This window comes from Bacillus sp. 95MFCvi2.1 (assembly GCF_000374965.1).
Classification (GTDB): domain Bacteria; phylum Bacillota; class Bacilli; order Bacillales; family Bacillaceae_G; genus Bacillus_A; species Bacillus_A pseudomycoides.
On record NZ_KB895694.1, the window covers coordinates 138,804 to 165,107 of the forward strand.

Annotated in this window: 32 protein-coding genes and 1 pseudogene; 6 read left to right on the forward strand and 27 right to left on the reverse strand. The window is 33.5% G+C overall.

The window, feature by feature from the left end:
- Positions 1-122: 122 nt before the first annotated feature.
- Both C568_RS0109645 and C568_RS0109655 read right to left on the reverse strand, forming a co-directional pair.
- A complete protein-coding gene (locus tag C568_RS0109645) occupies positions 123-722 on the reverse strand; it encodes a nitroreductase family protein (RefSeq protein ID WP_018781368.1) in 600 nt (199 codons plus the stop codon).
- Between the two features lie 250 nt (positions 723-972).
- Positions 973-1,956: a D-alanyl-D-alanine carboxypeptidase family protein gene (locus C568_RS0109655; protein ID WP_018781369.1), complete on the reverse strand. Its 984-nt coding sequence runs from the start codon at positions 1,954-1,956 to the stop codon at positions 973-975.
- Between the two features lie 224 nt (positions 1,957-2,180).
- Here C568_RS0109655 and C568_RS0109660 point away from each other — a divergent pair, with 224 nt between their 5' ends.
- The 3 genes from C568_RS0109660 to C568_RS0109670 all read left to right on the forward strand — a co-directional run bounded on the left by C568_RS0109660 (position 2,181) and on the right by C568_RS0109670 (position 4,088).
- Positions 2,181-3,188, forward strand: a complete 1,008-nt coding sequence (locus tag C568_RS0109660; RefSeq protein WP_018781370.1) for a S66 family peptidase — start codon at positions 2,181-2,183, stop codon at positions 3,186-3,188.
- A gap of 227 nt (positions 3,189-3,415) precedes the next feature.
- The gene (locus C568_RS0109665; RefSeq protein ID WP_018765426.1) at positions 3,416-3,757 is read left to right on the forward strand and encodes an EamA family transporter; all 342 of its coding nucleotides are present in this window, start codon (positions 3,416-3,418) and stop codon (positions 3,755-3,757) included.
- Positions 3,750-4,088 carry an EamA family transporter gene (locus C568_RS0109670; protein ID WP_018781371.1) on the forward strand — a complete coding sequence of 113 codons (339 nt, stop codon included), beginning with the start codon at positions 3,750-3,752 and terminating at the stop codon, positions 4,086-4,088. Before C568_RS0109665 ends, C568_RS0109670 begins: the two co-directional genes overlap by 8 nt.
- A 75-nt stretch (positions 4,089-4,163) precedes the next feature.
- Here the strand turns inward: C568_RS0109670 and C568_RS0109675 are convergent, their stop codons facing one another.
- The 9 genes from C568_RS0109675 to C568_RS0109715 all read right to left on the reverse strand — a co-directional run bounded on the left by C568_RS0109675 (position 4,164) and on the right by C568_RS0109715 (position 11,872).
- Positions 4,164-4,613, reverse strand: a complete 450-nt coding sequence (locus C568_RS0109675; protein ID WP_003206858.1) for a DUF6376 family protein — start codon at positions 4,611-4,613, stop codon at positions 4,164-4,166.
- Positions 4,614-4,845: 232 nt separating this feature from the next.
- On the reverse strand, positions 4,846-5,022 hold the full coding sequence (locus C568_RS0109680) for a spore germination protein (protein WP_003196961.1): 177 nt from the start codon (positions 5,020-5,022) through the stop codon (positions 4,846-4,848).
- Between the two features lie 98 nt (positions 5,023-5,120).
- The gene (locus C568_RS0109685) at positions 5,121-5,342 is read right to left on the reverse strand and encodes a hypothetical protein (RefSeq protein ID WP_003196960.1); all 222 of its coding nucleotides are present in this window, start codon (positions 5,340-5,342) and stop codon (positions 5,121-5,123) included.
- Positions 5,343-5,664: 322 nt separating this feature from the next.
- The gene (locus C568_RS0109690; protein WP_006094554.1) at positions 5,665-6,666 is read right to left on the reverse strand and encodes a branched-chain amino acid ABC transporter permease; all 1,002 of its coding nucleotides are present in this window, start codon (positions 6,664-6,666) and stop codon (positions 5,665-5,667) included.
- 4 nt (positions 6,667-6,670) lie between these two features.
- The gene (locus tag C568_RS0109695) at positions 6,671-7,531 is read right to left on the reverse strand and encodes a branched-chain amino acid ABC transporter permease (protein WP_003196956.1); all 861 of its coding nucleotides are present in this window, start codon (positions 7,529-7,531) and stop codon (positions 6,671-6,673) included.
- Between the two features lie 25 nt (positions 7,532-7,556).
- Positions 7,557-8,261, reverse strand: a complete 705-nt coding sequence (locus tag C568_RS0109700; RefSeq protein WP_018781373.1) for a branched-chain amino acid ABC transporter ATP-binding protein — start codon at positions 8,259-8,261, stop codon at positions 7,557-7,559.
- Positions 8,239-9,012, reverse strand: a complete 774-nt coding sequence (locus C568_RS0109705) for an ABC transporter ATP-binding protein (protein ID WP_018781374.1) — start codon at positions 9,010-9,012, stop codon at positions 8,239-8,241. Before C568_RS0109705 ends, C568_RS0109700 begins: the two co-directional genes overlap by 23 nt.
- Before the next feature lie 106 nt (positions 9,013-9,118).
- Positions 9,119-10,336, reverse strand: a complete 1,218-nt coding sequence (locus C568_RS0109710) for a substrate-binding domain-containing protein (protein ID WP_006094551.1) — start codon at positions 10,334-10,336, stop codon at positions 9,119-9,121.
- 312 nt (positions 10,337-10,648) lie between these two features.
- Positions 10,649-11,872 (reverse strand): serine hydrolase domain-containing protein, encoded by a 1,224-nt coding sequence (locus C568_RS0109715; protein ID WP_018781375.1) that lies wholly within the window; start codon positions 11,870-11,872, stop codon positions 10,649-10,651.
- A gap of 312 nt (positions 11,873-12,184) precedes the next feature.
- Here C568_RS0109715 and C568_RS34675 point away from each other — a divergent pair, with 312 nt between their 5' ends.
- Positions 12,185-12,325, forward strand: coding sequence for a hypothetical protein (locus C568_RS34675; RefSeq protein ID WP_018781376.1), 141 nt, complete (start codon positions 12,185-12,187; stop codon positions 12,323-12,325).
- An 88-nt stretch (positions 12,326-12,413) separates the two neighbouring features.
- On the opposite strand, the gene C568_RS0109725 is transcribed toward C568_RS34675, so the two are convergent.
- Positions 12,414-13,340, reverse strand: coding sequence for a CobW family GTP-binding protein (locus tag C568_RS0109725; protein ID WP_018781377.1), 927 nt, complete (start codon positions 13,338-13,340; stop codon positions 12,414-12,416).
- A gap of 411 nt (positions 13,341-13,751) precedes the next feature.
- Between C568_RS0109725 and C568_RS0109730 the strand changes: the two genes are divergently transcribed.
- Entirely contained in the window at positions 13,752-14,696 is a 945-nt protein-coding gene (locus C568_RS0109730) for an L-lactate dehydrogenase (protein WP_018781378.1), read from the forward strand.
- Positions 14,697-14,770: 74 nt separating this feature from the next.
- On the opposite strand, the gene C568_RS0109735 is transcribed toward C568_RS0109730, so the two are convergent.
- The 6 genes from C568_RS0109735 to C568_RS0109760 all read right to left on the reverse strand — a co-directional run bounded on the left by C568_RS0109735 (position 14,771) and on the right by C568_RS0109760 (position 19,870).
- Positions 14,771-15,805 (reverse strand): AI-2E family transporter, encoded by a 1,035-nt coding sequence (locus C568_RS0109735; protein ID WP_003196941.1) that lies wholly within the window; start codon positions 15,803-15,805, stop codon positions 14,771-14,773.
- Between the two features lie 461 nt (positions 15,806-16,266).
- A complete protein-coding gene (locus C568_RS36085; RefSeq protein ID WP_003196938.1) occupies positions 16,267-16,395 on the reverse strand; it encodes a hypothetical protein in 129 nt (42 codons plus the stop codon).
- Positions 16,396-16,991: 596 nt separating this feature from the next.
- On the reverse strand, positions 16,992-17,594 hold the full coding sequence (locus C568_RS0109745) for a nitroreductase family protein (RefSeq protein WP_003196936.1): 603 nt from the start codon (positions 17,592-17,594) through the stop codon (positions 16,992-16,994).
- Between the two features lie 75 nt (positions 17,595-17,669).
- The gene (locus C568_RS0109750; RefSeq protein WP_003196933.1) at positions 17,670-18,320 is read right to left on the reverse strand and encodes a DsbA family oxidoreductase; all 651 of its coding nucleotides are present in this window, start codon (positions 18,318-18,320) and stop codon (positions 17,670-17,672) included.
- Positions 18,321-18,435: 115 nt separating this feature from the next.
- A complete protein-coding gene (locus C568_RS0109755) occupies positions 18,436-18,867 on the reverse strand; it encodes an Rrf2 family transcriptional regulator (protein ID WP_018765415.1) in 432 nt (143 codons plus the stop codon).
- A gap of 133 nt (positions 18,868-19,000) precedes the next feature.
- Positions 19,001-19,870 (reverse strand): LysR family transcriptional regulator, encoded by an 870-nt coding sequence (locus tag C568_RS0109760; RefSeq protein ID WP_003196930.1) that lies wholly within the window; start codon positions 19,868-19,870, stop codon positions 19,001-19,003.
- Between the two features lie 97 nt (positions 19,871-19,967).
- Between C568_RS0109760 and C568_RS0109765 the strand changes: the two genes are divergently transcribed.
- Complete coding sequence (locus C568_RS0109765; protein WP_018781379.1) at positions 19,968-20,879, forward strand: DMT family transporter; 912 nt, start codon at positions 19,968-19,970, stop codon at positions 20,877-20,879.
- Between the two features lie 220 nt (positions 20,880-21,099).
- On the opposite strand, the gene C568_RS35285 is transcribed toward C568_RS0109765, so the two are convergent.
- The 9 genes and pseudogenes from C568_RS35285 to dltC all read right to left on the reverse strand — a co-directional run bounded on the left by C568_RS35285 (position 21,100) and on the right by dltC (position 26,302).
- On the reverse strand, positions 21,100-21,276 hold the full coding sequence (locus tag C568_RS35285) for an IS3 family transposase (RefSeq protein ID WP_018781380.1): 177 nt from the start codon (positions 21,274-21,276) through the stop codon (positions 21,100-21,102).
- Between the two features lie 151 nt (positions 21,277-21,427).
- The gene (locus tag C568_RS0109775; protein WP_018781381.1) at positions 21,428-21,766 is read right to left on the reverse strand and encodes a DUF4064 domain-containing protein; all 339 of its coding nucleotides are present in this window, start codon (positions 21,764-21,766) and stop codon (positions 21,428-21,430) included.
- A gap of 80 nt (positions 21,767-21,846) precedes the next feature.
- Entirely contained in the window at positions 21,847-22,182 is a 336-nt protein-coding gene (locus C568_RS0109780) for a DUF4064 domain-containing protein (RefSeq protein ID WP_018781382.1), read from the reverse strand.
- 209 nt (positions 22,183-22,391) lie between these two features.
- Positions 22,392-22,811: pseudogene (locus C568_RS0109785) on the reverse strand (copper resistance CopC family protein); the annotation flags it as partial.
- Positions 22,812-23,105: 294 nt separating this feature from the next.
- On the reverse strand, positions 23,106-23,273 hold the full coding sequence (locus C568_RS34680) for a hypothetical protein (RefSeq protein ID WP_003196912.1): 168 nt from the start codon (positions 23,271-23,273) through the stop codon (positions 23,106-23,108).
- A gap of 14 nt (positions 23,274-23,287) precedes the next feature.
- The gene (locus C568_RS0109790; protein ID WP_003196910.1) at positions 23,288-23,707 is read right to left on the reverse strand and encodes a VOC family protein; all 420 of its coding nucleotides are present in this window, start codon (positions 23,705-23,707) and stop codon (positions 23,288-23,290) included.
- A gap of 187 nt (positions 23,708-23,894) precedes the next feature.
- Positions 23,895-25,247 (reverse strand): branched-chain amino acid transport system II carrier protein, encoded by a 1,353-nt coding sequence (gene brnQ, locus C568_RS0109795; protein ID WP_018765410.1) that lies wholly within the window; start codon positions 25,245-25,247, stop codon positions 23,895-23,897.
- A gap of 346 nt (positions 25,248-25,593) precedes the next feature.
- On the reverse strand, positions 25,594-25,935 hold the full coding sequence (locus C568_RS0109800; RefSeq protein ID WP_003196906.1) for a zinc ribbon domain-containing protein YjdM: 342 nt from the start codon (positions 25,933-25,935) through the stop codon (positions 25,594-25,596).
- Positions 25,936-26,062: 127 nt separating this feature from the next.
- Entirely contained in the window at positions 26,063-26,302 is a 240-nt protein-coding gene (gene dltC, locus C568_RS0109805; RefSeq protein WP_003196905.1) for a D-alanine--poly(phosphoribitol) ligase subunit DltC, read from the reverse strand.
- Between the last annotated feature and the right edge of the window lie 2 nt (positions 26,303-26,304).

Genomic DNA, 26,304 nt, shown 5'->3' on the forward strand with positions numbered 1-26,304 from the left:
TACCCATAATGATACCTTGAATTGAACTTCTAATGACTAGAAGTCACAAGATTTTAAAAATCTTTTATTGGTCTCGTACAAAACAAAAAAGGATTACCTATATAGGCAATCCTTTTCCCATTTTATTTATGAAATTTCACACGAGTTTCTAACGGCTGAAATTCTTTTTCACCTGCTGGCGCAACTGGCTTACCAAATGGCATTTGAGCGATCAGCTTCCAAGTCTCTGGAATATCCCATTCTTTTCTTACTTCTTCATCAATTAATGGGTTATAATGTTGCAACGTTGCACCAAACCCTTCAATTTCTAATGCTGTCCAAATCACAAACTGTAGCATTCCTGATGATTGCTGGGACCAAGTCGGGAAATTGTCTTTATATAATGCAAACTTTTCTTGAAGATCTTCTATTACTTTGCTGTCTTCAAAATATAAAACTGTTCCATAGCCACTTTTAAATGCGTTCATTTTTTCTTCGGTTGGTGCAAAATTATTTTCTGGTACAATTTTTCGTAATGTTTCTTTCGTAATATCCCATAGTTTATCATGTTGTTCTCCTAATAACACAACAACCCTTGCACTCTGAGAATTAAAAGATGAAGGTGTATACTTTACGGCATGATTCACTACTTCTTGAATTTTCTCATCAGAAACAACTTGCTCTTTACTAATTGCATAAATTGATCTTCTGTCTTCAATTGCTGAATAAAAATCTTTTGCCATACTAATTCCCTCCAATTTTTATTTTGAGGCTTACTAATCTGTATTATGGTATATCCCGCCCCGAACTTATTAATAATAAGTTTATAACTTTATTATATCTACATAGAAAAACATTTTCAAACAATAGCACTCATACTTTTTAGTTTTTGTTTTTGATACCTTTTATATTCCCTTAAAATAAAAAAACAGCTTATTTTCCACTCAATCCGAGTTTTAAACAAGCCGTCTTCTTTCATAATAGATCCCTCACCTACTTAACAATCTCGAAACCATAGGACATTAGTTTATGCGTTTCTGTAAAACGTTTCATTTGGCTCTTCGTACCCATAACAACTGTTACAAGTCGCTTATCACCTTGTTTGGCAGTCCCAGTAAAGCAATAACCCGCACTATCAGTGAAGCCTGTTTTCAGTCCATCCATTCCTTCTAAGTAAAGTCCTTGGTTGGCCGGATTCAACATTTCATTCGTACTCGCAACCATCGTGCTTTTAAATGCTAACTGACTTTGACGTAAATGTGTAACATCTAATATCTCCGGGTAATCTGTTACAAGGTGATACGCTAACTTCGCTACATCAGCTACAGTCATCTTCGTTTCACTTCCATCAGGCTCTTGCAATCCAGAAGCATTTACAAACTTGGTTGCTTCTGATAACTCCAGTTGTTTCGCTGTTTGATTCATAAGATGGGCAAAATCTTGCTCAGTTTTTGCTATATGTTCCGCTAAAGCAACTGCAGAATTGTTGGCCGATTGGATCATTAACGCATGGTATAGGTCTTTAACCGTTAATACATCCCCCGTTTGTACCGGAATTCTCGCACCTTCTGCTTGTGCCGATTTCGCACTTATTTTCACTTGATCTTCCCAATGGACCTTTCCTTTATGTATGTTTTCTAAAAGAATATATGCTGTCATCATCTTTGACATACTCGCCGGGGCAAGTAGCTCTTCTTCATTGTTTTTATACATGACTTGCCCATTACTTGCATCAATGATCATTGCTGCTTTCGCTTCAACTACTGGTACATATTTTTGTGGGATCATCTTTTCAGTTAATCCTGTTTTTGGTAACTCTGCTACTTGTAGGGGCGGACCATCTATTGTCATTTTTTCTTTTGCTTTGGAAACATTAATACCATTCTTCTCTAGAATACTCCCTTGGAAAAAGAACCAACATGAACCTAAAATAATAGCACAGAGTATTGTTACGCTTCTCCATCCTAACCTTTTCATCAATAAAACTCCTTTTACTCTACCTATTATAATTTCAAATTTAACCATAACAACAATGTCTTTAAACCGTCAAGGTCAAACAGTAAATAATCTACGATAACTATTTTTTCAAGATTATTTGTTAAGAATATGTTACACTATCAAAAACTTAATAATATAAATTTTCAAATATTAAATCCTGAAACTACTTAAATTCCTAATCGAAACAAGAAAGGTTTGATACAATGATACTACTTAATCCCTTAAAAAAAGGAGATACTATTGGCATTTACTCTCCTTCTTCACCTGTAACATATACATCTCCCAAAAGATTTAATCGAGCTAAAAAATATTTACAAGATAAAGGGTTCCATATATTGGAAGGCAGCCTTACAGGTAAGCAGGATTTTTATCGTTCAGGAAGCATTCAAGAACGTGCTGAAGAACTAAATGCATTAATTAGAAATCTGAATGTTACATGCATCATGTCAACAATTGGCGGGATGAATTCAAATTCTCTTTTACCTTATATTGATTACAAAGCATTGAAAGAAAATCCCAAAATTATGATTGGGTATTCAGACACTACAGCTTTACTACTTGGAATCTATGCACAAACAGGCATTACTACATTTTATGGACCAGCACTTGTTCCTTCTTTTGGTGAATTTGAGCCTTTTGTGGATTCCACTTATACATACTTTGCAGAAGCTTTAATGGAAGAACAAGAAATTCCTTACAAGGTAAAGCAACCTTTATTTTGGACAGATGACTTTATAAACTGGGAAGAAAAAACAAAGGACAAAGAACTAAGAAAAAACGAGTGGATTTGTGTAAATGGCGGAAAAACAACTGGAAGACTAATTGGTGGCAACTTAAATACAATACAAGGTATATGGGGTAGCCCATTTATGCCTGGTATTAAAGAAGGAGATATTCTCTTTATTGAAGATAGCTCCAAAGATGCAGCTACCATTGAAAGAAGTTTTTCATTACTTAAAATTAACGGTGTATTTGATAAAGTTTCAGGAATCATTCTTGGAAAGCATGAGCAATTTGATGATTATGGTACACATCGGAAACCTTATGAAATATTATTAGAAGTACTCCAAAATCGTAACATTCCATTTCTAGCAGACTTTGATTGTTGCCATACCCATCCGATGATGACGATGCCAATTGGTGTACAAGTGGAGATGGATGCAACCAATAAAAGAGTAAGAATCATTGAGCAATGGAAAAAACAAATATGAAGTTTAATGATTCTATGAATATCTTTACTTTAATAATGAAATAGAAATTACATAACGAATATAAGGAAACGAGTGGTATTATATACCTTGGAATGTGAAGAGATAGACAAAGTATACACATTATAAAACAAAAAACCATTTCAAACCACATTCCATGTAATAAGAAAACATAGATGAAATGCATTCTTTTCAAATTAATGTATTTACATCTAAAAGAGAGTGAATATATGAAACCGACTATGAAAAATTATGTATTTTTACATGTAGCTTTCTTGCTATATTCTATCATCCTGCTTTATATGAAATGGGCAGCTAAATTCCCTGTTTCATCCATTTCGTTTTTCATCGCCTATTTTGGACTTGTTGTAATTTTATTTGGCTATGCTATTCTTTGGCAACAGGTAATTAAACATTTTGAAATTTCTAAAGCATATTCCCACCGAGGGATCATCATATTATGGTCCATGTTATGGTCCGTTATCTTTTTAGGTGAGACGATAAAATGGAACAATTTACTCGGTGCAGCTATCATTATGATTGGAATTGTGGTGGTGACGAAAGATGAATAATTATATATTGTTATATATTTTCGGTATTATTTTAGCAAAATACTCACAAATTTTACTCAAAAAAGCAACTCTACAAGAATATGATTCCAAATTAAGAGAATATGTCAACCCTTATGTTATTATCGGCTATTCTTTATTTGTAATTAATGCTGGGCTAAACGTTATTGCACTAAAAGGTGTTCCATTAAAACAGGCTCCTGTATTAGAATCTCTTAGCTATGTCATTATTTTAGTATTCGGTTGGTATTTCTTAGGAGAGAAAATAACAAAAAGAAAAGTCATTGGTAACATTATTATTATAATTGGGATCGTCGTTTTTTCTATCCAATAACAAGTACACGCCTTATTATAATATTCTCGCGTTAAAAAAGTCCGTTATAAATAACGGACTTTTTTCATATCCTCTCTACTGCCCTAAATTTTGAACTTTATCTTTTAAATCTTGAACTTGTTGCACTGTCTTCATAAGCTCTGAGTTTTTAAATTGTTCTACATCTATTTTCCCTTCTTCTATCTTTTTCATAGTTGTATCAATTAATGCATTTAATTTTTCGTTATATCCAACAATTTGCTGATGGATGTCCTTCGCTACATCCGGGGGTGTCAATTCATTAAAAGCTGGGATATCCTTTTGAATATCTCCGAGCTTAGTCTCTAATTCTTTTCGAGCAGCACTATCATTGATTGCTTTTTCTACTAACCCCGGCGCTTCATTTGCAAACGCACTTACTTTATTAACATAGTCTGTCGCCTTTTGAGCATAATCAATTGAATTCTTACCCTCTTCAATCATAGAGCAGCCCATTAAACCGATTGTAATTAAAAACACAAGTAATATCGTCTTTTTCAACTTCATTTTTTACCTCCTAGCTGAATACTAACGTTTCTTCTACTATATTTATAAACACCTATCCCTTTCGCTATACTGTCATTCTAGAATACTAGCTACTTCATTTCCATTTTCATTACCTCAACTTATATATTCTAGCAGGACTTTTCAATTTCCTTTTCATAATCAATTTTGAAAAACATACGGGGTTTTCATGGAACGAATTTCATATACAACAGGCTCGTTTGTTGATTTTTCTCTAGCTGTTAACACTCCTTGATTTCCATAATTGTGTTTCTAATAGTAGTATTTCTCCCATTCCATCTATTAGTAATACGGTATAACCTGTTAACGATTCAGAAATCGTACCTTCTACTACATCACACTCTTTCATGCTACCTACTGTTAGTACATAGTTTTTCAAAAACTCCTTCATTTCTTTACTTGTCGCAGTGCCTATTTCAAATTTGTATACAACCGAAAAAAGACATACTTAAGATACAATTAAGTATGCCGATTCCTTTATACTAACGTTTACTTCCCTACATATCCTATAACTGTTACAAGTTCTGATTCTATATGTACACCGATAATTTCCTCAATAATATTTGTGTATCCTTCCCCTATAGCCGCTCCATATTGTAAGGAAATTTCTTTTTTCTTATAAACTGACTGAGGTATAGTCAAAATGAATTTCCTAAGATCTCTTTCATCCACAGGTTCCATAATTAAAACTATGCCTTCTTCCTCAAACATACAATCATCCTTTCACATACATTCCTAATATGGCTCAGTATTGCCTTTACCTGCTGAGTTCTAAACCCATTTACAAATAGTACGATACTCTTCATTCAATAAAACGCCCATTTCCCATAGTCATACTAATCACTCATCTAAAAATCTCCAAAATAAAAAGCACAAACCTTGACACATCAAGAATTTGTACTTTTATCACATACGATTTCACATTCCTTTATCCATCTCATAAGGTGATATCTTCATCAACGGAAGGTTCCACCGCTGATGGCTAACTTTCACCTATCTTCCACATTTCTCTCTAAATCTCAAGGACGGAGTTTCATGTACTATGCTCAACTTCCTTACTTTTCTCTGCCCCCTTCTTTTTTGTTATACTTCTTATTTTTTTAACCGTACCAGTTAACCCTGTTGGGAAACCTAATAACACAATAATATATAGTAACCCAAGAAAGATCGTCCATCTCTCAAAGATTGGATACTGCGCTGCAAGTTCTGATAAATAATACTTTAAAAATTCAATAATCCCTGCGCCAGCGATTGCTCCAACTAATGTGCCAACTCCCCCAATCATTGTCATTAACAGAGCATTTAAAGTCATTTCAATTGAAAAAACAGTTGTATTTACAAAGCGTAATGTGATAACAAATAAACCACCGCTAAGCGCTGCTACTACTCCCGCAACTATGCTCGCAATAATTTTATAGTGGAGAATTTTATATCCAAGTGCTTCTACACGTTGCTCATTTTGCGAAATTGCCTTTAACACTTTTCCAATAGAAGATTGTGTAAATAAGCGAAGCAATAGAAAGATGACGACTAGACATATGAGTGTAATATAGTAAAATGTAAAACGGTCACGAAACATATCAGGTACACGGAATGTAAAGCCATCTCCTCCATGTGTGAAAGACCGCCATTTTTCAGCAAGTACAAAGAATAGTTGGGAAATTGCAAGTGTTAACATTGCATAAAAATGACTTTTTAATCGTAAAGAAAGCATACCGATTATATAACTGATTATCGTTGATAGTACAACAGCTATCCCAATACCGATTAAAAAGCTTGCTATAGAAACCTCTTGTCGATCTAGTAAGAGTGCAACACAATAAGCACCTATTCCAAAAAACATGCAATGACCGAATGAAACAATTCCTGTATATCCAAGAAGAATATCAAAACTCATTGCAAATATAGCAAAGATGAAAACTTGTGTAAACAAAATGAGTAAGCTCCGTGAATCATTTACGAAAGGGAATACACTTAAACAAATCAATACAACTAGCCCAAAATATATCCCGGCCCGATTAAATGTATTATTCACCTTTTCACCCCTTTTCACCAACGAGCCCCGTTGGCTTGACTACCAAGAAAAACAACAACATTAACATATTTATTGCGAGTGATAAATCAGGTAAATAATAAGCCGTAAACGCTCCAGCCAATCCAACAATTAAAGACGCAATCGCTGAACCTTGCACGCTTCCCAATCCTCCGATAATGACAACAATAAAAGCTAAAATTGCATACTGCATACCCATTTCAGCAAAAATAACTCCTGAATATGGAGCAAGGAGAAATCCCCCTAACGCGGCCATTCCAGCCCCTAATAAAAAGACAAATGAAAATATCGCCTTTATGTTAATACCAAGAGCTTGAACCATCTCCTTATCTATTACACCCGCACGAATCATAAGACCAATTTTTGTTTTACGTAGTAACAACATCAGGCCAATATAAATAAGTACCCCAACAATAATAACAAACAATCGATACTTTATTAATATAATTCCATCAAATGTCAAGCTTCCTTGTAACCATGTTGGTAATTTAGCACTAATTGGATTCGGTCCCCAAAATACTTTTATACATTCACTAAGTACAAGCATTCCACCAAGTGTAACGAGAAGTTGTCGAACATGATTTCCATAAACAGGACGAATAAGGAATCTTTCTAAAACGAAACCAAGAAACATTCCCATCAAAATCGCACCTATTAATGCAAGTACATAGCTACCAGTCATATTGAATAACCAAACCCCTGTAAAAGCTCCCCAGGCAAACAATCCACCATGAGCAAAATTGAGTACACTCATTAAACCAAAAATAAGTGAAAGTCCCGATGCTAATAAGAAAATAAGCATACCTGTCGAAACGCCATTTACAAATAAGTTAACTAACACATCCACGTTCCATACCTCCTCCGTATCAATGTTAAGAAATCCCCAGATACTTATGACATGTTTCCTTATCTTCTTTCAGTTCATTCATTGGACCGTTATGCACGATTTTTCCATTGTCCATGATGTAAAAATAATCACCTATCTGGCTTGCCATCATAAAGTTTTGTTCTACAAGCAAAACAGTCGTTTTCTCTTTCATTTTCAAAATAGCCGACATTAACTTTTCAATCATAATCGGCGCTAATCCTTTACTTGGCTCATCAATTAATAGCAATCCATCACTATTAATGAACGCTCTTGAAATCGCCAGCATTTGCTTTTGTCCTCCGCTCAACAGCCCACTTTTTTTATTCCAATATTGTTTTAAATCTGGAAATAAATCGAGCATCCATTCTACCTTTTCTGCATATTCTATCCCTTTCTTTACTCCAGCGAGAGCAAATGTTTCTTCTACCGTTAAATCATGAAAGATCCCTTGATTCTCTGGCACATAGCCCATTCCTTTTCGCGAAATCAGATGAGTAGATAAACCATTTACTTTCTCATCACAATAATAAATTTCTCCATTAGAAATCCGATTAAACCCCATAATTGAACGTAAAGTCGTTGTTTTTCCAGCCCCATTTCTTCCGAACAATACGGTGATTGTTCCTTTCTCAACCATAAAAGAAACGCCTTGCAAAATATGAAACTGATCCAAATACGTTTCTATATTATCCACTTTTAATAGTGTCACCGTATAATCCCCCTAAGTATGCCGTTTGTACACGTTCATCCTTCATAATCTCTTCTGGTAACCCTTCGGCCAATAACTCGCCATGAAATAGTACAATTAAATGATCTGATACATGTAGAACCATATCCATTTTGTGTTCAATAAGTACAATTGTATTCTCACGATTTTTCTTTATATTCTCTATCACTTGAAGAATAGCTGGGACTTCCTCAACAGAGATACCCGCTGTTGGTTCATCAAGTAGCAATACATCTGTTCTGAGCGCTAGCAGCATGGCCAGTTCTAATTTCCTCTTTTCCCCATGTGCTAAATCTTTCGCTAGCACTTCTTCTTTTTCGTGAAGCAATACTGTCTTCAAAAGACGTCTCGCCTCTCCCATCTGCTGCTTGAATCGTGAGAAGTTTGGAAAAAAACTATAATAATCTTGAACAAACGACTGTACACTTAAGCGTACATTTTCAATCACTGTTAATTCCGGAAAAATATTTGTAAGCTGGAAAGAGCGTCCCATACCAAGGCGGGTTCGCTCTGGAATCGATAACTTTGTAATGTCACGTTCTTTAAAATAAATCTCACCTTTTGTTGGAGAAATCTGTCCACTTAACAAGTTAAATAGAGTTGTCTTCCCTGCTCCGTTGGGTCCAATAATAGAAATAAGTTTTCCTTTTGGTATCATCAAATTTACGTCTTTAATGACATGATGTTCTCCAAATGAGACACAAAGATTTCTAGTCTCTAACAAGTTCTTCACTCTATACCCTCCTCAAAGAATTCATATTTTCAGGGTGAAAAAGAGAAGTTGATGTAAAGAGAGATAACCTCCTCTCTTTACATCTTTTTATTACCGAATATTCAATCTATTTATTTTGAATTGGTGGCTCTGTTTCTTTCATTGTTAATTCTCGCTCTAGAACAGGTACTGGATAATCAACACCCTCTTGTTTTTGTAGCGTTACAGAATAAAGCGCTTGCAAAGCTTGGTGGTCTTTCTCTCTAAATTTCATTTTTCCTTTTGGTGTTTCAAATTCCATTCCTTCCATTTTCTTAATAAGCGTATCAACATCTGTATCGCCTTTTGTTTTCTTTAATCCTTCAACGATGGAAATTGCCGCTGACATTCCTCCAGCTGTAAACAAATCTGGAACTGTTCCATTGAAACGTTTCTTATGTTCTTCCACTAGCCACTCGTTCACTTTATTTTTCGGAAGTGTATGATAATATACTGAAAATCCTTGCATGCCCACTAATGCATCCATCGTCTTTAATGCTGGTATATCCGGTGCCCCCGTTGAAATCTTAATCCCTTGCGCTTCTACATTCATATCTTTTAATTGCTTCCATGGTGAATTCGCACCAGCCCAAACAACAAATAAATAATCTGGTTTTGAACTAATGATGTTTTGAATATTTGCAGTAAAATCAGTAGAATTCGTATCAGCATATTGTTCATTTACAATATTCGCCCCTAGCTTCTTCGCTCCCGCTTTAAATGCAGCAATTCCTTCACGACCAAAGGCGTTATCTGGAGCAAGTGTTGCAATCTTTACATCTTTCTTAGCGATGGATGCAGCACCAGCAATTGCATCTTGAGATGAATTTCTGCCTGTTCTAAAAATATATTTATTCCAGTTCTTCCCCGTAATACTATCTGCAACTGCAGGTTCAACAACCATTATTTTTTCATATTCTTCCGCTAGTGGTAACACTGCTAATGTATCACTTGAACTCGAAGATCCAACAAGAAAATCAACCTTGTCTTCCTCTAATAGTTTCGTAGCTTTTTTAACTGCTACATCCGCTTTTGTTTCCGTATCTTCTACAACAAACTTAATCTTCTTCCCATCTACTTTCCCTGTTCCGCCTGTTGCGTAATCTAGCCCTAGTTCAAACCCGTTTACCGTTTGTTTCCCATATGATTCAAGCGGTCCTGTTAACGAAGCAAGAACACCTACCTTAATCGTCTTCTCATCATCTGTACTTGCTTTTTCCCCTGAACATCCTGCTGTTACTAATAATGAACCAAGAATACATCCCGTAAACACCATTTTTAGCCACTTACGTTTTTTTGCTGACATTGTGATCCTCCCCATACTTTACTTTCTGATAGAATCAAATACGCCAAAGTAACCATCCGTAATCATGACTTCTTGTTTTTAACAATGTGAACTATGTTGTCAATAGAAATTTCTCGAAGTACCTCTACATTCGCCAGACATTTCCAAATCCCTTCCAATACATTTGTAAATATTCATACAATTATTCGCATTATACATATCATCCCTTGAACAAATACATTAAAATAACTGTTCTCTTCCTCTAATATATTAGCCCTACAAAAAAGACTAACTTCCAAAATGAGTTAATCTTTTCCCCCAATCGCACTACTCTTAAGACTCTTTACGTAAAAAGTCTACTATTGCACGATAAACAGCATACATTTCGTAGTGATGTTTTTCAAAACTAGGATCAGCACTTGTTCTCACAATAACAAGGTTTTCTGGTTGGTTTATATAAATATTCTGCCCCCAAATTCCTATAGCAAGAAATTCTCCAACTATATAATCTGGTCCAGGAGTCCACCATTGATACTGATAATTATCAGTGAAATGAGATTGATTATCTTTCAGTAGATTATATCTTTCAGGTATGGTTGATTCTCGAATCCACTCTTGAGAAATAATCTGTTTCCCCTTCCAATTTCCATTATGTAAGTAGAGTAATCCAAATCTAGCAAAATCTCTCAACGTAGCATTCAAGAAAGAATAAGATATCATGCTCCCATCACTACCTATATTCCAAAATGCATGGGACTCCATTCCAAGCGGTTCCCATATTTTCTCTTGCAAATATTGCGCTAAGTTCCGTCCAGTTGCTTTTGCAATCAACATGCCTAACACTTGCGCATCTATACTTTTATAAGAAAATTTCCCAGAAAATTCTTTATACTTAAATTGATTTATATACTCATTTACACTCTTACTTGCAGTCAATGACGCTTGCATCAGCATATAAAAATCTGATGACAAATTATGATAATCTTCATTGAAATAAATACCAGAGCACATCTGTAGACATTCCTTAATAGAAACATTTTTATATCCGGAGTCCTTTAACTCTGGCAAATAAGCAATGATTGGATCCTTTACTGATTTAATATCCCCTTCATCAATCGCTATACCTACTAAAGCAGATAAAAAAGATTTTGCTACAGACCATGAAGTATTAAGAGATTTGCACGTATTTCCATGAAAGTATCGCTCATTTACAACTTTATGATCTTTCATAATGAAAAAGCCTGTCGCCGTCGTGTTTTTAAGAAACTCATCAAGAGTTGATTGTTTCCCATTATAGCTGTACGTAACATTCATATCCTTCAAATCATAATCAAATCGAGAAATATGTCCTTTACGTTTCACCTTTTGGGCTGGGTATACTTCAGAAAGATTACGGAAGTTTTCAATTGTTTTTTTCTTATCAAATAGTATATGAAAATCCACAAAACGCTTCTTATTTGTAGTATTCTTATTCCTTAAATTTAGTAAATTATTTAAACCAACGGCTATTGAATCTGGAATCATAATAGTTCTTTTAAAACTATATTTCTTATTCATCTTATTCTCCTTGGATCAAAGCATATTACTTTCAACCTTCTTAACCTATACTTAAAAAATTCATATTCACCCTAATAATGTCAATTATGAACAACACAGAACGATTACTCCTTAGTCAATTCTAATATAATCCACTTCAAAAACCCAAAGTATGCAGTGCGATTTACATTTCATGTATGAATCTATTCACAAAGCTCTTAGCTTCTTTAGAATTGGCTCGGTACGGTATTGGCGTGGTTGCAGTAGCAATCGGGTGTCATTGTCGATACACCCATCATTCAAGGCTATAACGATTCAGGGGTAATTGATGTAATGAAAACAAAGGTAACAGGAAATAAATTAACTCAACCTGAGCAGATCACAGATACTGTTTATCTTATTTCATTGGAAGAAGCAAGTTTAATTAATAGTAGAGTTGTTATAGCATATGAAGGTTACGCTTCCTTTAAATAATATTAACTTTCCAATCACTATCATTTTTATACATGCAAAAGCAGCGTAGAATCTATAATTCTACGCTGCTTTTCTATATCAACAAAAATTATGAAATCGAGTTACTCTCTAAACCACCTAATCCTTCTGCCAATTGTTTCTTATCTAAACTCTCACCAATAATCACCAAGTTTGTGGGAAACCCAAAGTCCTGTTCCAATAAAATTGGTACACCAAATGAGTATTGTAATAAGTGCGGATATTTATCTCCATAAAATTTTACAAATCCTTTTACACGATAAATTTCCTGCGATAAATTGGAAAGCCATTCATATAATTGATCTTGATCGATTGATTTTGTAAATTGATATGTCATCGTTTGTATATGTAAATGCTGCTTCATATGTAATGTTTCATGTTCTTCATTTTCTGTAAGTTCCACACCTTCTATATCCTCTAAAGATATATTACAATACTGTGTTTCATACAATTTCGCATGTTTATTAATTGCTGCTACTTCTTCTAAAACTTTTTTCTTCTCCTCATCTTTTAATAAATCTGATTTATTAATGAGGATATGACTTCCGTATTTGATTTGTTCATTTAAAAGTTGTTGAATATTTTTACTTAGTGTATCACGATTTAACCATCTCATTGCATCTAATACAACAACGATGGATTTCACGTCAAGATAAGGAGCTAAAATAGGTGACAAGCATGCATCTAATACTTCAATTGGGTGAGCAACTCCGGTTGTTTCTATATAAATTACATCTGGTCTCTCTTGTTGATATAAAGAATGTAACTGAATCTCAAGTTCATCTTTTAACGTGCAACAAATACAACCTTTTAAAAGTTCTCTTAAAATATTCTCTTTCCCTATAATATCTGTATCCACCGAGTATTCTCCTATTTCATTCATTAAAACAGCAACTTTTCGATTTTTCTTCTTTTCTGTTAGTAGTAAATTTTGTAGCAATGTGGATTTCCCACTTCCTAAAAAACCACCTAATATATGAATTTCTACTTTACTCATATGACCGACCATCCATTTCTATGCTTTTAATATACTTTAAAGCGTAATTATTACGATTTATATTTATTATTTTATTAAAATAACTGCAATTTGTAAACAAAACACTCCGGTTGTTTTGTATTCCTATATATATTTCGGATGCTCTGTCTTCATAAGTATAGTATGAATAATATAAATTATCTGTTCCATTGTTAATGGATTCAGCATCCTAATTTTCTTCTCTTAATAAAGATTACATTCAAGAGAGGATACTCATGTTTCATTCCCTATGATTCACAACTATATAAACGGATGTATTTTGAAATACTTGAATATCTTTTATGAAATGTAATAAACTAGGTTAGAATCTATAGGAGTAAGACATGTTCTTTCTTACATATCAAAATTACTGAAATAGCGAGGAATTATCATATGAAAAAAGGTATTAACCGTGTTGTATTAGTAGGAACTGGTGCAGTAGGATGTAGTTATGCTTACTGCATGATTAACCAAGGTGTTGCAGAAGAATTTGTTCTCGTTGATGTAAACGAGGCAAAAGCAGAAGGAGAAGCAATGGATTTAAGTCATGCAGTTCCCTTTGCTCCAGCACCAACAAGAGTTTGGAAAGGCAGCTATGAAGATTGTAAAGATGCAGATCTTGTTGTAATTACTGCTGGTTTACCACAAAAACCAGGTGAAACACGTTTAGATTTAGTTGAAAAAAATGCTAAAATCTTTAAACAAATTGTTCGTAGTATTATGGATAGCGGATTTGATGGTATCTTCTTAATTGCTACAAACCCTGTAGATATTTTAACTTACGTAACTTGGAAAGAATCTGGATTACCAAAAGAACGTGTAATTGGTTCTGGTACAACTCTAGATTCTGCCCGTTTCCGCTATATGTTAGGAGAATATTTCAATATTGACTCTCACAATATTCATGCTTACATCATCGGTGAACATGGTGATACAGAACTTCCAGTTTGGAGCCACGTATCAATCGGCATTCAAAAACTACAAACGATTCTTGAAAAAGATAATGACCTTAATCAACAAGATTTAGATGAAATCTTTATAAATGTTCGCGATGCTGCTTATCACATCATTGAACGAAAAGGTGCAACATACTACGGAATCGGTATGTCCCTTTTACGTGTAACAAAAGCAATCTTAAATGATGAAAATAGCGTATTAACTGTATCTGCATATCTTGAAGGTCAATATGGACAAAAAGATGTTTATATCGGTGTTCCTGCAGTCTTGAATCGTCAAGGTGTTCGTGAAATTTTAGAAGTTGAATTAAGTGAAGATGAAGAATTAAAGTTCGATCACTCTGTTCAAGTACTAAAAGAAACAATGGCTCCTATACTGTAAAATACATGCTAATTATGACCTTGCAAAAAAAGCAATCCAAAATACTTGGATTGCTTTTTGCATAGCTTAAAAATTCATTCCGTATTTAGGTCCGATTTCTCTCCATCGTACACTTCAAGCACATCAAGTAAAAAGATAAAGATTGGAATTCCAATAATGAGTCCCCATATTCCTAAAAAATGCTCTGAAAAGATAAGAACCATAAACGTATAAAAAATGGGTAAATTCGTTTTTGCGGACATAAATTTCGGATTTAAGAAGTAACTTTCAATTGCATGAATAACTGCAATAAAAATTAATATGTATACGACATATGCAATTCCACCAATATTATACGCAATGATACAAAGTGGAAATAGTGAAATAATAACACCTGCAACAGGAATTAAACCAAGCAAGAATATCATAACCGCTAATACAAGTAGCTGCGGGAAACCTAAAAATACTAGTGCAATGACAGAAAGAATACAGTTTACAACGGCAATTAAAAACTGTGCCTCAATGACTTTTCCAAATGAACGCGCAAATTTCTGACCAAAGTATGCAATTTCCTCATAAAAAATACTAAGTTTACTATCCTCAAATTTTGAAGTAAAAACAATGATACGCTCTTTTTCTAATAAGAAAAATAAACTTAAAATAAGGGAAAGTAAAATTTGTAAACTTATTTTTCCAATATTCGCCAAAGATTGATAAATAACATCCACACCTTGTTCAATATATTTTGATACTTCCATCTGATTAATTGCAGAAAACACATATCTTATCATTTCATTATCAGGGGGATTTTTAAAAAACAATTTGAACTGGTAAATCAATTGTGAAATTTGTATCGTTAATACAGGCAAATATTTATATAACGTAGCAACAATAAACGTAACTAAAACAATGTATAAAAAGGCGATAATTACTTTCCTATTTATCCGTACAAAACGATTAAGTTTTTCAGAAATAAATCTTTGAAAGCGATCCATTAGAAACGTAAGGATAAAGGTAATCAATATTAAATTAATCATACTTTTTAGCCCGTATAATATAAGGGCTAAAATGACTAATATAAGAAGCCTCTGAAACCCTCTACTTTGAAAGAAATTTTTCATTTGAATCATTAAGTCTCACTCTCCCCCTTCGACGGATGGAAATTCCATATATTCATGAAAGTACTAACCGTTTATTTGTTACTATATTAAGACATTTTATGAACTTCTAAAGACAATCTTTCTCACTAATTTGAAAGTGTCCTCTTTTTCTTTTTAATTGTCTTATTTTCTTATTCCATATCAAAGCGTAAAACTATATTAGTATATACATCACAACACACAATCTTAGTCTTTTTCATTTTTTGGATAACTACTGATATACATAACCTATTCAAAATAATTCTATCATTTTCTGATATTTTAAGAGTTTTTATTCAAAATACAGAAACAAATAAGCCATAACTAGAAACTTCCATCAGCGGGGGCTTCATCTGCCACCTAACTTCTTTTCTTGCACTGAATTTTGAGGGGGGATTACTGCCCGCAAATAGCGAGATAAACGTATGATTCATGACTACTATTTTATTTCCTTATTTCCGCTTCATCCGCTTTGCTAGTAACTCCTTTACTTGATTATACGTTAACCCAGAATTTTTATTTAAACGTTTCACTTCATCAATATCTGTGCCTACAACTGTATATTTCTTCTCTTTATTCATAATTACACATCCTTTTATAAACTTTCATTGAATCGAGCAAATATTATTTATTATATTTCTTCCCTAAACGAAGAGTTCATACTCATACCATATCAAATTAAGTATTAGTGTACCTGAACAATAAAGTGAAACTTTAATCAGTGGGGTTCTTCTTCATCCCCCACTGATTATTAGTTGAACCAATCGGGCTTTTACGGGCAGTTCATCCCCACCTAACTTCTTTGCTTTTGCCAAATTTTGAGGTGGGGGTCTTACTGCCCGCTAATGCGGGATAAAGGTTTTTAATTACAAATAAAGTCGTTTAATTTACAATAAAGTTGTTTCATTCTTTTATTGCGCAGTAAAATACAGACTGTGCACAAGACATCACACATGAAATCCTCCCACATCAACGGTGTTATAGTATTGGTCGGCAGAACGGAATTTGTCATTTTTTAGAATGCCTTCGGTTTTAAAACCAAATTTCCCATAAAAGATTAAACAACTTTATTTATATTTTTCAATTAATCCTTAAAATCATTTACATAAAAAAAGAAGCTATTTGTCAAAACAGCTTCTTTTTCTGCTATATATATTTATACTTTCAGTCGTACATTTTAATAAAATTTCACTACATCTTCAGTAGGTAAGAACGTTCTTTCTCCTGGTTGTTCATTTGGCTCACCAAATGGCATTTGTGCTACTAAGCTCCATTCTGCTGGAATATCCCATGTTTCTTTCACTTCAGCATCTACAATTGGATTGTAGTGTTGTAATGATGCTCCGATTCCCTCTGCAGATAATGACATCCAAACAGCATATTGTAACATTGCACTCCCTTGGTGAGACCAATATGGGAACTGCTCTTTATATAAAGGTGCATTTTCTTGCATTTGTTTTACAGTTGCTTGATTTTCAAAGAATAATACTGTCCCCACTCCATCATGGAAACCTTTTAGTCTTTCAACAGTTGCTTCAAAATTTTCTGCTGGCACACGCGCTCTAAGTGTTTCTTTTACAATATCCCAGAACTTTTCATGCTCTGCATCCATTAATACAACCATACGACCACTTTGCATGTTGAAAGATGATGGTGCGTGTAAAGCTGTTTTTAAAACATCTTGAATTCTTTCTTTTGTAATCGTAGCATTTTTTGTTACTTTACGGATTGAACGACGGTTCACGATTGCATCTTTTAAATTTGTTCTAGTTACTGACATGTTAATTCCTCCAAGTATATAAGTTGTATAATTTATTTAAACAAATAGATTTGATTCTTCAATTGAAGACAAGTATTAGCAATATCCATCAGTTGTACATTGCATTCCATCAAATGAATTTGTTTTTCCCTTTTGTATTTCTTTATCAATTACTCTTTCTAGCATTTCCTTACTAGCAAGACCTTGAATTACTTCGTCTCCAATCATTACCGTTGGAACAGCCATAATATTTGCTTCATCATATGCGTGTTGGATTGCTTTTTGATGTTTCTCTTTATATTTACGAGTTATTAAAGCTTCTTTAAATTCAGCTTCAGGAAGCCCTACTTCACCTGCTAACTTTGTTAGTACATCTATCTCTTCAATATTTTGTTCTTCCTGGAAAAATGCTGTAAACACTCGATGATGAAAAGCATTTTCCAAACCATGTTCCTTCGCAAATTGATATCCTTCAAACGCAAAGTGTGTATATGGATGAGGTGAAACACGTGGTAAACTCATCTCAACTCCTAACTTTTTCGCAGTAGGAAGAATAAACGAATCCCAAGAACTTAATTTATCTGGTTCTTGCCATGGATCAATTTTTGCATATGGACTTGGACGTAATTCGAATGGCATCCATTCAATTTCTACATCTTTTTCCTTAGCTACTTCATCCAATGGGCCCTTTGCCAAAAAACAAAATGGACAAATAAAATCAGAGTACACTTTCATTTTTACAGTCATATAATTACACCTTACCTTCATTAATTGTCATTAGTTGTAACCAAAGTAGTTACATTTATATAAAAAAAATATGCACTCTCTTTTTTATAGAACTTTGCATGTTTCAATCCTTATTTCAAGCATTTATTTTCTCTTGTAACGATTCAAACAAATTCTCCATCGTGATATTTTTTAAAACTTCTTCCATTGCAGATTGCGCTTGAACCAAAACCACTTCTAATACAGCTTGAATATTTGCTCCAATTGGACAATCTGGATTGGGTTGTTCATGAATATGAAATAACTTATCTGCCTCAACTACATTTACTGCATGATACACATCTAATAATGTAATCTCATTTAAATCCTTTAATAGTTCAGCCCCACCTGGCCCTCGATTTACATAAACAAACTCAGCCCGTTTTAAGTCAGACATTATTTTTCGAATTACAACCGGATTTGTATTTACACTCTCAGCGATAAATTCTGAAGTACAAATAGAAGATGAATTATTTTTCAAAATAGATAAAATATGAACAGCTATAGAAAAGCGGCTACTAATTTTCATCATGATCACCACCTCGATGTAATCATTATAGTTACAACTAAAAAATAAGTCAATCCTTTTTATAGATTTTTTTGGACATTATTATAGTTAAAAACAAATAAGCATCTCATTATCATATATGAGACGCTCTTTATCATTCTGCGAATAGCCCTTGGAACTCTTCAATAAATAGTTGAACAGCTAGTGAAGATTCCCTTAATGAAGGAACAGCTAAAGCAATTTCCCTCCATACTTGAGGTGCTAATTCTTTCGTTTTGACATTTGGAGGTAAATTCGTTAAAGATAATTCAGCTAATATCGCTAAACCTAACCCCTCTTGAATCATATTTAAAGATGTTGTAACGGTAGACACCGCATACTCAACCCGAAGTGGTACACCTGCTTGTTTAAACATATCAATAATTGGTGGTTCGTATCCTCCCTTAAATAAAATAATTGGTTCACCCTCTAAATCATTTATTGTAATAGCTTCTTTCTCACAAAGAGGATGATCATTATGCAGGACAACAACCATTTTCCCCCTCGTTAACGGTACAATCTCCATTTCTTTATTGGGCAAAATAACAATTCCGACATCAATTACACGTGATAATAGCCACTCTTCTACTTCTTTCAGTGTTCCTTCATGGAGAACTAGCTCTAAATTCGGATATTTTTCACGAAAGATATTAATCATTCTAGGCAAGAAATATGCTGATGCACTTGGAAAGCTTCCGATTCGAATCGTCCCGACTTCATGCCCTTTCTCCATCGCAACCTCTTGTTCTACTTTCTCAACGCCATTTAAAATTTCTCGAAAATGAACAAGAATCCGATTTCCTACATCAGTCAGAATTAGACCTTTCCTTTTATCGCGTATAATAAGCGTTACACCGAGTTCCGATTCAACACTAGAAATAGCATGGCTCACAGCTGGTTGTGTCATATTTAAAACTCGAGCTGCCTTCGTAAAACTTCCTAGTTCAACTACTTTTATAAAAACTTGAAGTTGTGTAATGGTCATAACAAATTACTTATACTCCTTATAAAAAAGATTCATTTTATTTATCGTGTTCAATATCATATCATAGTGAAATGATATACAACAAGGAGGTATTATCGTGACACAGCTTTCACGAACAAAAACGGTCATAATCCTTTCATTTCTCGTTCTTATGTGGGGGATTAATTGGCCTTTATCTAAATTCGCTCTGCATTATACACCGCCCGTATTGTTTGCAGGAATTAGAACAATAATTGGAGGATTCATTCTACTTATTTTTGCATTGCCAAAATACAAACAGTTACATCTAAAAGAAACTTGGCATTTATACTTTATTTCAGCTCTACTCAACATTATTTTATTTTACGGACTACAAACTGTAGGGCTTCAGTATATGCCCGCTGGACTCTTTTCCGCTATTGTATTTCTTCAGCCTGTCTTACTTGGAATTTTCTCTTGGATTTGGCTGGAAGAAGCAATGTATGGCTTGAAAATTTTTGGTCTTATTCTTGGATTTGCGGGCGTTGCTGTTATTAGCTCTAGTAGCTTAACTGGACATATTTCTGTCATCGGCATCTTACTTGCTTTAGGATGTGCAATTGGATGGGCGCTTGGTACAGTGTTTATCAAAAAAACTGGAAACCGTGTAAACGCAATTTGGATGGTGACACTTCAACTTATTATCGGTGGATTTTGCTTAATTGGCTTCGGTTCAGAATTTGAAAGCTGGTCCAGCATCGCTTGGAGCATACCATTTGTAATCGTACTACTATTCATCTCAATCTTTGTTATCGCAATGGGCTGGCTCGCTTACTTTACACTTGTCGGAGCTGGAGAAGCAAGTAAAGTTGGTGCCTATACATTTCTTATTCCACTTATCGCAATTATTATAAGTTCTATTTTCCTACATGAGGCGATTACAATTAGCTTATTTGTTGGACTTCTATTTATTGTCGTAAGCATTTGCTTTGTAAATATAAAACCGAAATCGCTCATCATGAAACAGTCTATTGAACCCAAAAAATGTTAATAAAGTGAAACTTTAATCAGTGGGGGTTTTCTCCATCCCCCACTGATTATTAGCCCTCACCAATCGGGCTTTTACGGACAGTTCATCTCCCACCTAACTTCTTTGCTTTCGCTGAATTTTGAGGGGAGAGTGTTACTGTCCGTTAATGCGGGATAAAAAAGAAAGAGCCTATGAACTGTACCCTATAAAATGGACAGTTTAATAAAAAGACCTTTAAAAATTAGGCACTTAAAAGATGGTTCCGGTATTGTACCGGAACCATCTTTTTGAGTGTCCATTGATAACGATCATAATTATAATCTTGCATATACTTCTCGATTACCAGTTGAAGAGATTGGAACGTTTGAAGAACAAAGAATACAGTTCTAACTGCATAATCTAATACTGTAGGTAACAATTTAATACCCCTTTTCTACCTATTTGTTTATTACGTGCCTAGATTATATTTCAAAATGAATTCTATCGTTGTACCTTCATACAACAAAAAAACACCCTATTATTTGTATGATAAGGAAGTTTTTTATTAGATTTATTAGTCGGTTGTAGTTTTAATTATATTCCTGTTTTAATGTTCTAAATGCAAATGCACCTGAAATGATTTGTAAAACCACTGGAAGAAATAATATAAATAATCCTAAAAACAATGAAATTATACTTAATACAATCATACAAATACCATAAGTTTTATTATTTATTTTATTAACACAACAAGCTAATACTAATAGGCCTATTTGAATAATTAAGGCGATGCTAGAAGTAATGATAATATATTCTTCAATACCTCCAGAACTAGTGTAGGAAATACTACCAATTACAATAAATAAAGAAAGTAAGAGTCCTAAGATTCCTCCGATTAAGCCGATTACAAATTCTACAGTGCGTTTCAAATTACAATACCATCCTTCAAAAATATTATTTAAATTAATCCTTATATATAATTACTGTTATTTCGTAATAACTAAATGTTTTAATGAGATTCTTGCTTTAAAGATCGAAATGCAAATCCACCAGAAATAATTTGAAGAATTACTGGAATAAGTAAAAGGAATAATGACATAACCAATGTTACTAATGGGAGTAATATCATACAAAGTCCATAGGCTATATTGTTAACCTTATTTACTGAACATGCTAAAACTAACAGCCCCATTTGAATAATTAATAAAACAGAATAATAAGTTAAAAGTTTATAATCAATATAACCATCCATAGCAGTTATAGCTATCATCAATATAATAAAAGAACCTATAACTCCAAAAATACCACCAATTAAACCTAGTATAAATTCAGGTGTTCTTTTCAATTCTAATACCTCCCTAACTACTAATATATTATGTATTTAATGTCCGTTTATCTATATTATCAAATATAATTTGGAAAAACTATGCATAAATGTATTTAGTTCAATAAATAATTGTGCACTGGGGAGACAAAGAACGAGTTAGAAGATATGTTAGAGGAATCTCTAAACAGCAAACTTTAACAAAATATAGATTTGATATGTAAGGGAACTTCGGCTTGTATATCACTCGTTCCCTTTCCCTCTGTTCCAATACGGAACGGAATGACCCCTTGAATGGGATGCCCATCAGCAGAAATAGCTTTCCACTGAATGGAATACGTACCATTTGGTATATTTTGTTCCACTCCAGCTTCTAATAATTTGGGATTCTTTTTATCAATATGAGCATTTTTTAAATCTACTCGTTTCCCTGAAGCATCCCTTACGAATACTGTATTAAAGTGTGAGGATTGAAGCATTTCATCAAATTCAATCCTTACAACGGAAGGTGCTTTTTCTAATGTTTCATTTTCTGCAGGATTTGATTTAACAGTATAAGCATGAGCGGAAGCCGCGCTCGGTGCCAGTATCAGTAACACACATACCATTACCCTCCAGATTCCTAGTTTTCTTAATACACTCACATTCATTTCACTTCTTTCTTTTGCATCACTATATTTCACTTGGAAGTTAATAAAGTACCACTATTTTTACTCTCTTTTTTTAGAAATTAACCTCATTAAATATCAAATAATAAAATATAAATTCTCATTATGAACTGTTCACACACCACCTTTAACTTACACTTATAAAGCTACTATTTATACAAACATAACTTATCTTTAGAAAGTTAGTTACGATTATAACACATAATATATAAATAAAAGTTTTTAAAAACGAAAAGAAACAGTGAATTATTTGCGAAGAAAGTGTGGAATCCACTTTCATACAGCGTAATTCCTCACAAAAAAGGTATTACGCCAATGCGTAACACCTTTTTGTTTTTTAATCAATATTATACAACCTACTCTATCTAATCGATGCGTTACTGCAGTAAGTGTTGTCGCGATTGTCCAGGCTTCTAAACTTGCTGCCGCGACACCTTTTATCACACTTCATATACACATTATTGTTCCTCTGGGTAATCACAATATTCGATAATTGTCCCCTCTGTATCTGCTGGATTGAGGTAAATTAATCTTCTACCATGCTTGTTTATACGGAGTGTATGCTCCAACGTTCGAATTCCTTGTTGTTTTAATTCTTCTAAAGCTTGATCCAAATTATCTACACGATAAGCAATGTGATGTACACCTTTTCCTTTTTGCTTTATAAACCTAGCAATTGGCGAAGTTGTATTATTCGTCGGCGCAAGTAACTCAATTCTATCTCCGTTCACTTCAAGAATAGCCACTTCACTCTCAACACCTATCGCTTCACTTATGTAACGATCTATTAATGTTCCTGATAAGACTTTTTCATAAAAACGTATACTACTATCTATATCACGAACAGCAATACCAATATGATCAATTTTTTTATTCATTTCGTTTCTCCTAGCTTCATTTTACTTCTTTTATAAAAGACATCTTAATCAAATTGTCATCTATAAATGATCCAGATCTCTATATTTATTATACATCTAAATTATTATAAAAACTCTCGCTATTCATCTCCTATAATAATAAAAAAGTTATAGAAACGAATTCTATAACTTTTTTTGGTACATATAACTACTTATTTACTCTCGCTACGTTAGAATGAATTTCACTTTTCATTCGTAAATAACTAATCCCATATCCAATAAGTCCACCAATAATAGCTGGGAAAATCCATCCGAGCCCTACTTCATGCATCGGAAGAATTTGAGTGAACAGCTGATTAACTACTTGAATATTTACTCCAGCTACACCAAGTCCATCAAATAAACTTATAATAAATGTTACAAGTAAGCTTGCTTGATAAACTTCTGATCTCCCTTTAAATAATGGATGTAAAAACGTTAAGAAGATTAATACAATTGCTAATGGATATATAGCTGTTAATACAGGAACAGAAATAGCAATTAATTGTGTTAATCCTACATTCGCAACAATTGCACTAAACACAGATAACATAATCGCGATTTTTTTGTAAGATACCTTTGGAAATAATTTATGGAAAAATGAAGAACATGCTGAGACAAGCCCTACACTAGTCGTTAAACAAGCTACTGTAATCATTAATCCTAACAGTATTCCGCCATATGAACCAAAGTAGTAATTTGAAACCTTCGCTAACACTGCTCCTCCATTATCTAAATGTCCAAGCTTCGCAACGCTTGAAGCTCCCATATAAGAAAGCGCTGTATAAATAATCGCTAATGTCGTTGCTGCAATAATTGTTGCTTTTGCACAAACAACCATAATTTGTTTTTTCGTCTTCGCACCTTTTTCTTTAATAGCATTAATGATAATAATGCCAAATACGAAAGATGCAAGCGTGTCCATTGTTAAGTATCCTTCTTGAAAACCTTTAAAGAATGCGTGAGATGTATAATTTTCAACAGGTGCTTGCATATCCCCTATTGGGTGAATAAAAGCAACAATTACTAAAATTCCAATGAACGTTAATTTGATTGGCGTCAAGATTTTCCCAACAATATCGACAATTTTCGCAGGATTGAGCGAAAAAAAACATGTAATGCTAAAGAATATAATTGTAAAAATGATTAAAGGCATAGAACCTAAACTTTCTGGTACAAAAGGTTTAACACCAATTTCAAAGGAAACATTACCCGTTCTCGGTATAGCAAACAAAGGACCAATTGCTAAATACAAAACTGTTGTAAACACAACTCCGAAAACAGGATGAACACGACTTGCCAGCGATTGTAAATCCTCTTTACCTGAAATTCCAAATGCTAATACACCAAGTAACGGTAGTCCAACTCCAGTCACTAAAAATCCTGCATTCGCTGACCAAACATTTGTTCCCGCTGATTGTCCAAGCATCGCAGGGAAAATTAAATTTCCTGCCCCAAAAAAGAGAGCAAACAACATTAATCCAATAACTACTATGAACGAAAATGGTACTTTGTTCGTCATCATAAAACCTCCATTAAAAATAACGTATCTCATTTCCAAATTTAACTAATTGAAGATTCTGAATATTTAACTTAAAAGTTAGGTATTCTTTTCATTTATTATAGTCCCAAGGATAATATATTGCAATACTATTTTCTAACTTTTCTTTTTTTTAGATATACAAATATTAATAGAGACTCAATTTTCCTGTTATTATATAATTCCGCATCAATATTTAAGAAGGTGTTGCGTATCATCACAACACCTTCCCTCTATCGTTATATAAACAGTTCTTTACTAATAAATAGCGAAATCAACATGTTTTCCAAGTAGTAAAGATTTTTTATCTTTTATTATAAAGCAACATTTATATCTTTTTAACAAATTCAGATTTTAATTTCATTGCTCCAAAACCATCAATTTTACAATCAATATCATGATCTCCATCAACTAAGCGGATACTCTTTACTTTTGTACCGATTTTTATAACTGATGAAGTTCCTTTTACTTTAAGATCTTTGATGACTGTTACAGAATCACCATCGTTTAGTACATTTCCATTTGCATCTTTGATTACCTTTGTATCTTCACTATTTTCAGTTTCTGATTCTAAAGTCCACTCATGAGCACATTCTGGGCATACGAAAAGATTCCCATCTTCATAAGTGTATTCCGAATTACATTTAGGACAATTTGGTAAATTAGACATATTTTATTTCCTCCACTTGTTATCATTCTAATATATATGAATTATTTTCAATTTCCTTTTTACGACTTCATAAGAAAAACAATTACGAAGTTAAACTGTTTCTTATCCATTTCTCAAACTTCTATTTTTATCGAATTTCTTTCAATTTCTTAATAATCATGTTTGGTGTCGCCCATTCATCGCGATCAAAATCAGAGATAGACACTTCAATGTTTAAACGTTCTTGAAATTCTACTAATAAAGATACCGTACCAAAAGAATCTAAAATCCCTTCTTCAAATAATTGCACATCTGGGTTATCTTTTACGATATCATTTTCACATACTTCTTCTAAAATGTTTAATACTTGATCTTGAAATTCAGACATTA

Coding starts and splice junctions, on each gene's coding strand:
- C568_RS0109790 (WP_003196910.1), bottom strand. CDS start 23,707: ATGAATAAAAAAATTGATCATATTGGTATTGCTGTTCGTGATATAGAT.
- C568_RS0109680 (WP_003196961.1), bottom strand. CDS start 5,022: ATGAAGGAGTTTTTGAAAAACTATGTACTAACAGTAGGTAGCATGAAA.
- C568_RS0109655 (WP_018781369.1), bottom strand. CDS start 1,956: ATGAAAAGGTTAGGATGGAGAAGCGTAACAATACTCTGTGCTATTATT.
- C568_RS0109675 (WP_003206858.1), bottom strand. CDS start 4,613: ATGAAGTTGAAAAAGACGATATTACTTGTGTTTTTAATTACAATCGGT.
- C568_RS0109660 (WP_018781370.1), top strand. CDS start 2,181: ATGATACTACTTAATCCCTTAAAAAAAGGAGATACTATTGGCATTTAC.
- C568_RS0109745 (WP_003196936.1), bottom strand. CDS start 17,594: ATGTCAGTAACTAGAACAAATTTAAAAGATGCAATCGTGAACCGTCGT.
- C568_RS0109725 (WP_018781377.1), bottom strand. CDS start 13,340: ATGAGTAAAGTAGAAATTCATATATTAGGTGGTTTTTTAGGAAGTGGG.
- C568_RS0109760 (WP_003196930.1), bottom strand. CDS start 19,870: ATGACCATTACACAACTTCAAGTTTTTATAAAAGTAGTTGAACTAGGA.
- brnQ (WP_018765410.1), bottom strand. CDS start 25,247: ATGACGAACAAAGTACCATTTTCGTTCATAGTAGTTATTGGATTAATG.
- C568_RS0109800 (WP_003196906.1), bottom strand. CDS start 25,935: ATGTCTAATTTACCAAATTGTCCTAAATGTAATTCGGAATACACTTAT.
- C568_RS0109715 (WP_018781375.1), bottom strand. CDS start 11,872: ATGAATAAGAAATATAGTTTTAAAAGAACTATTATGATTCCAGATTCA.
- C568_RS34675 (WP_018781376.1), top strand. CDS start 12,185: ATGAAAACAAAGGTAACAGGAAATAAATTAACTCAACCTGAGCAGATC.
- C568_RS0109645 (WP_018781368.1), bottom strand. CDS start 722: ATGGCAAAAGATTTTTATTCAGCAATTGAAGACAGAAGATCAATTTAT.
- C568_RS0109710 (WP_006094551.1), bottom strand. CDS start 10,336: ATGTCAGCAAAAAAACGTAAGTGGCTAAAAATGGTGTTTACGGGATGT.
- C568_RS0109730 (WP_018781378.1), top strand. CDS start 13,752: ATGAAAAAAGGTATTAACCGTGTTGTATTAGTAGGAACTGGTGCAGTA.
- C568_RS0109755 (WP_018765415.1), bottom strand. CDS start 18,867: ATGAAAATTAGTAGCCGCTTTTCTATAGCTGTTCATATTTTATCTATT.
- C568_RS0109735 (WP_003196941.1), bottom strand. CDS start 15,805: ATGATTCAAATGAAAAATTTCTTTCAAAGTAGAGGGTTTCAGAGGCTT.
- C568_RS36085 (WP_003196938.1), bottom strand. CDS start 16,395: ATGAATAAAGAGAAGAAATATACAGTTGTAGGCACAGATATTGATGAA.
- C568_RS0109665 (WP_018765426.1), top strand. CDS start 3,416: ATGAAACCGACTATGAAAAATTATGTATTTTTACATGTAGCTTTCTTG.
- C568_RS0109670 (WP_018781371.1), top strand. CDS start 3,750: ATGAATAATTATATATTGTTATATATTTTCGGTATTATTTTAGCAAAA.
- C568_RS0109750 (WP_003196933.1), bottom strand. CDS start 18,320: ATGACTGTAAAAATGAAAGTGTACTCTGATTTTATTTGTCCATTTTGT.
- dltC (WP_003196905.1), bottom strand. CDS start 26,302: ATGTCTGAATTTCAAGATCAAGTATTAAACATTTTAGAAGAAGTATGT.
- C568_RS0109685 (WP_003196960.1), bottom strand. CDS start 5,342: ATGTTTGAGGAAGAAGGCATAGTTTTAATTATGGAACCTGTGGATGAA.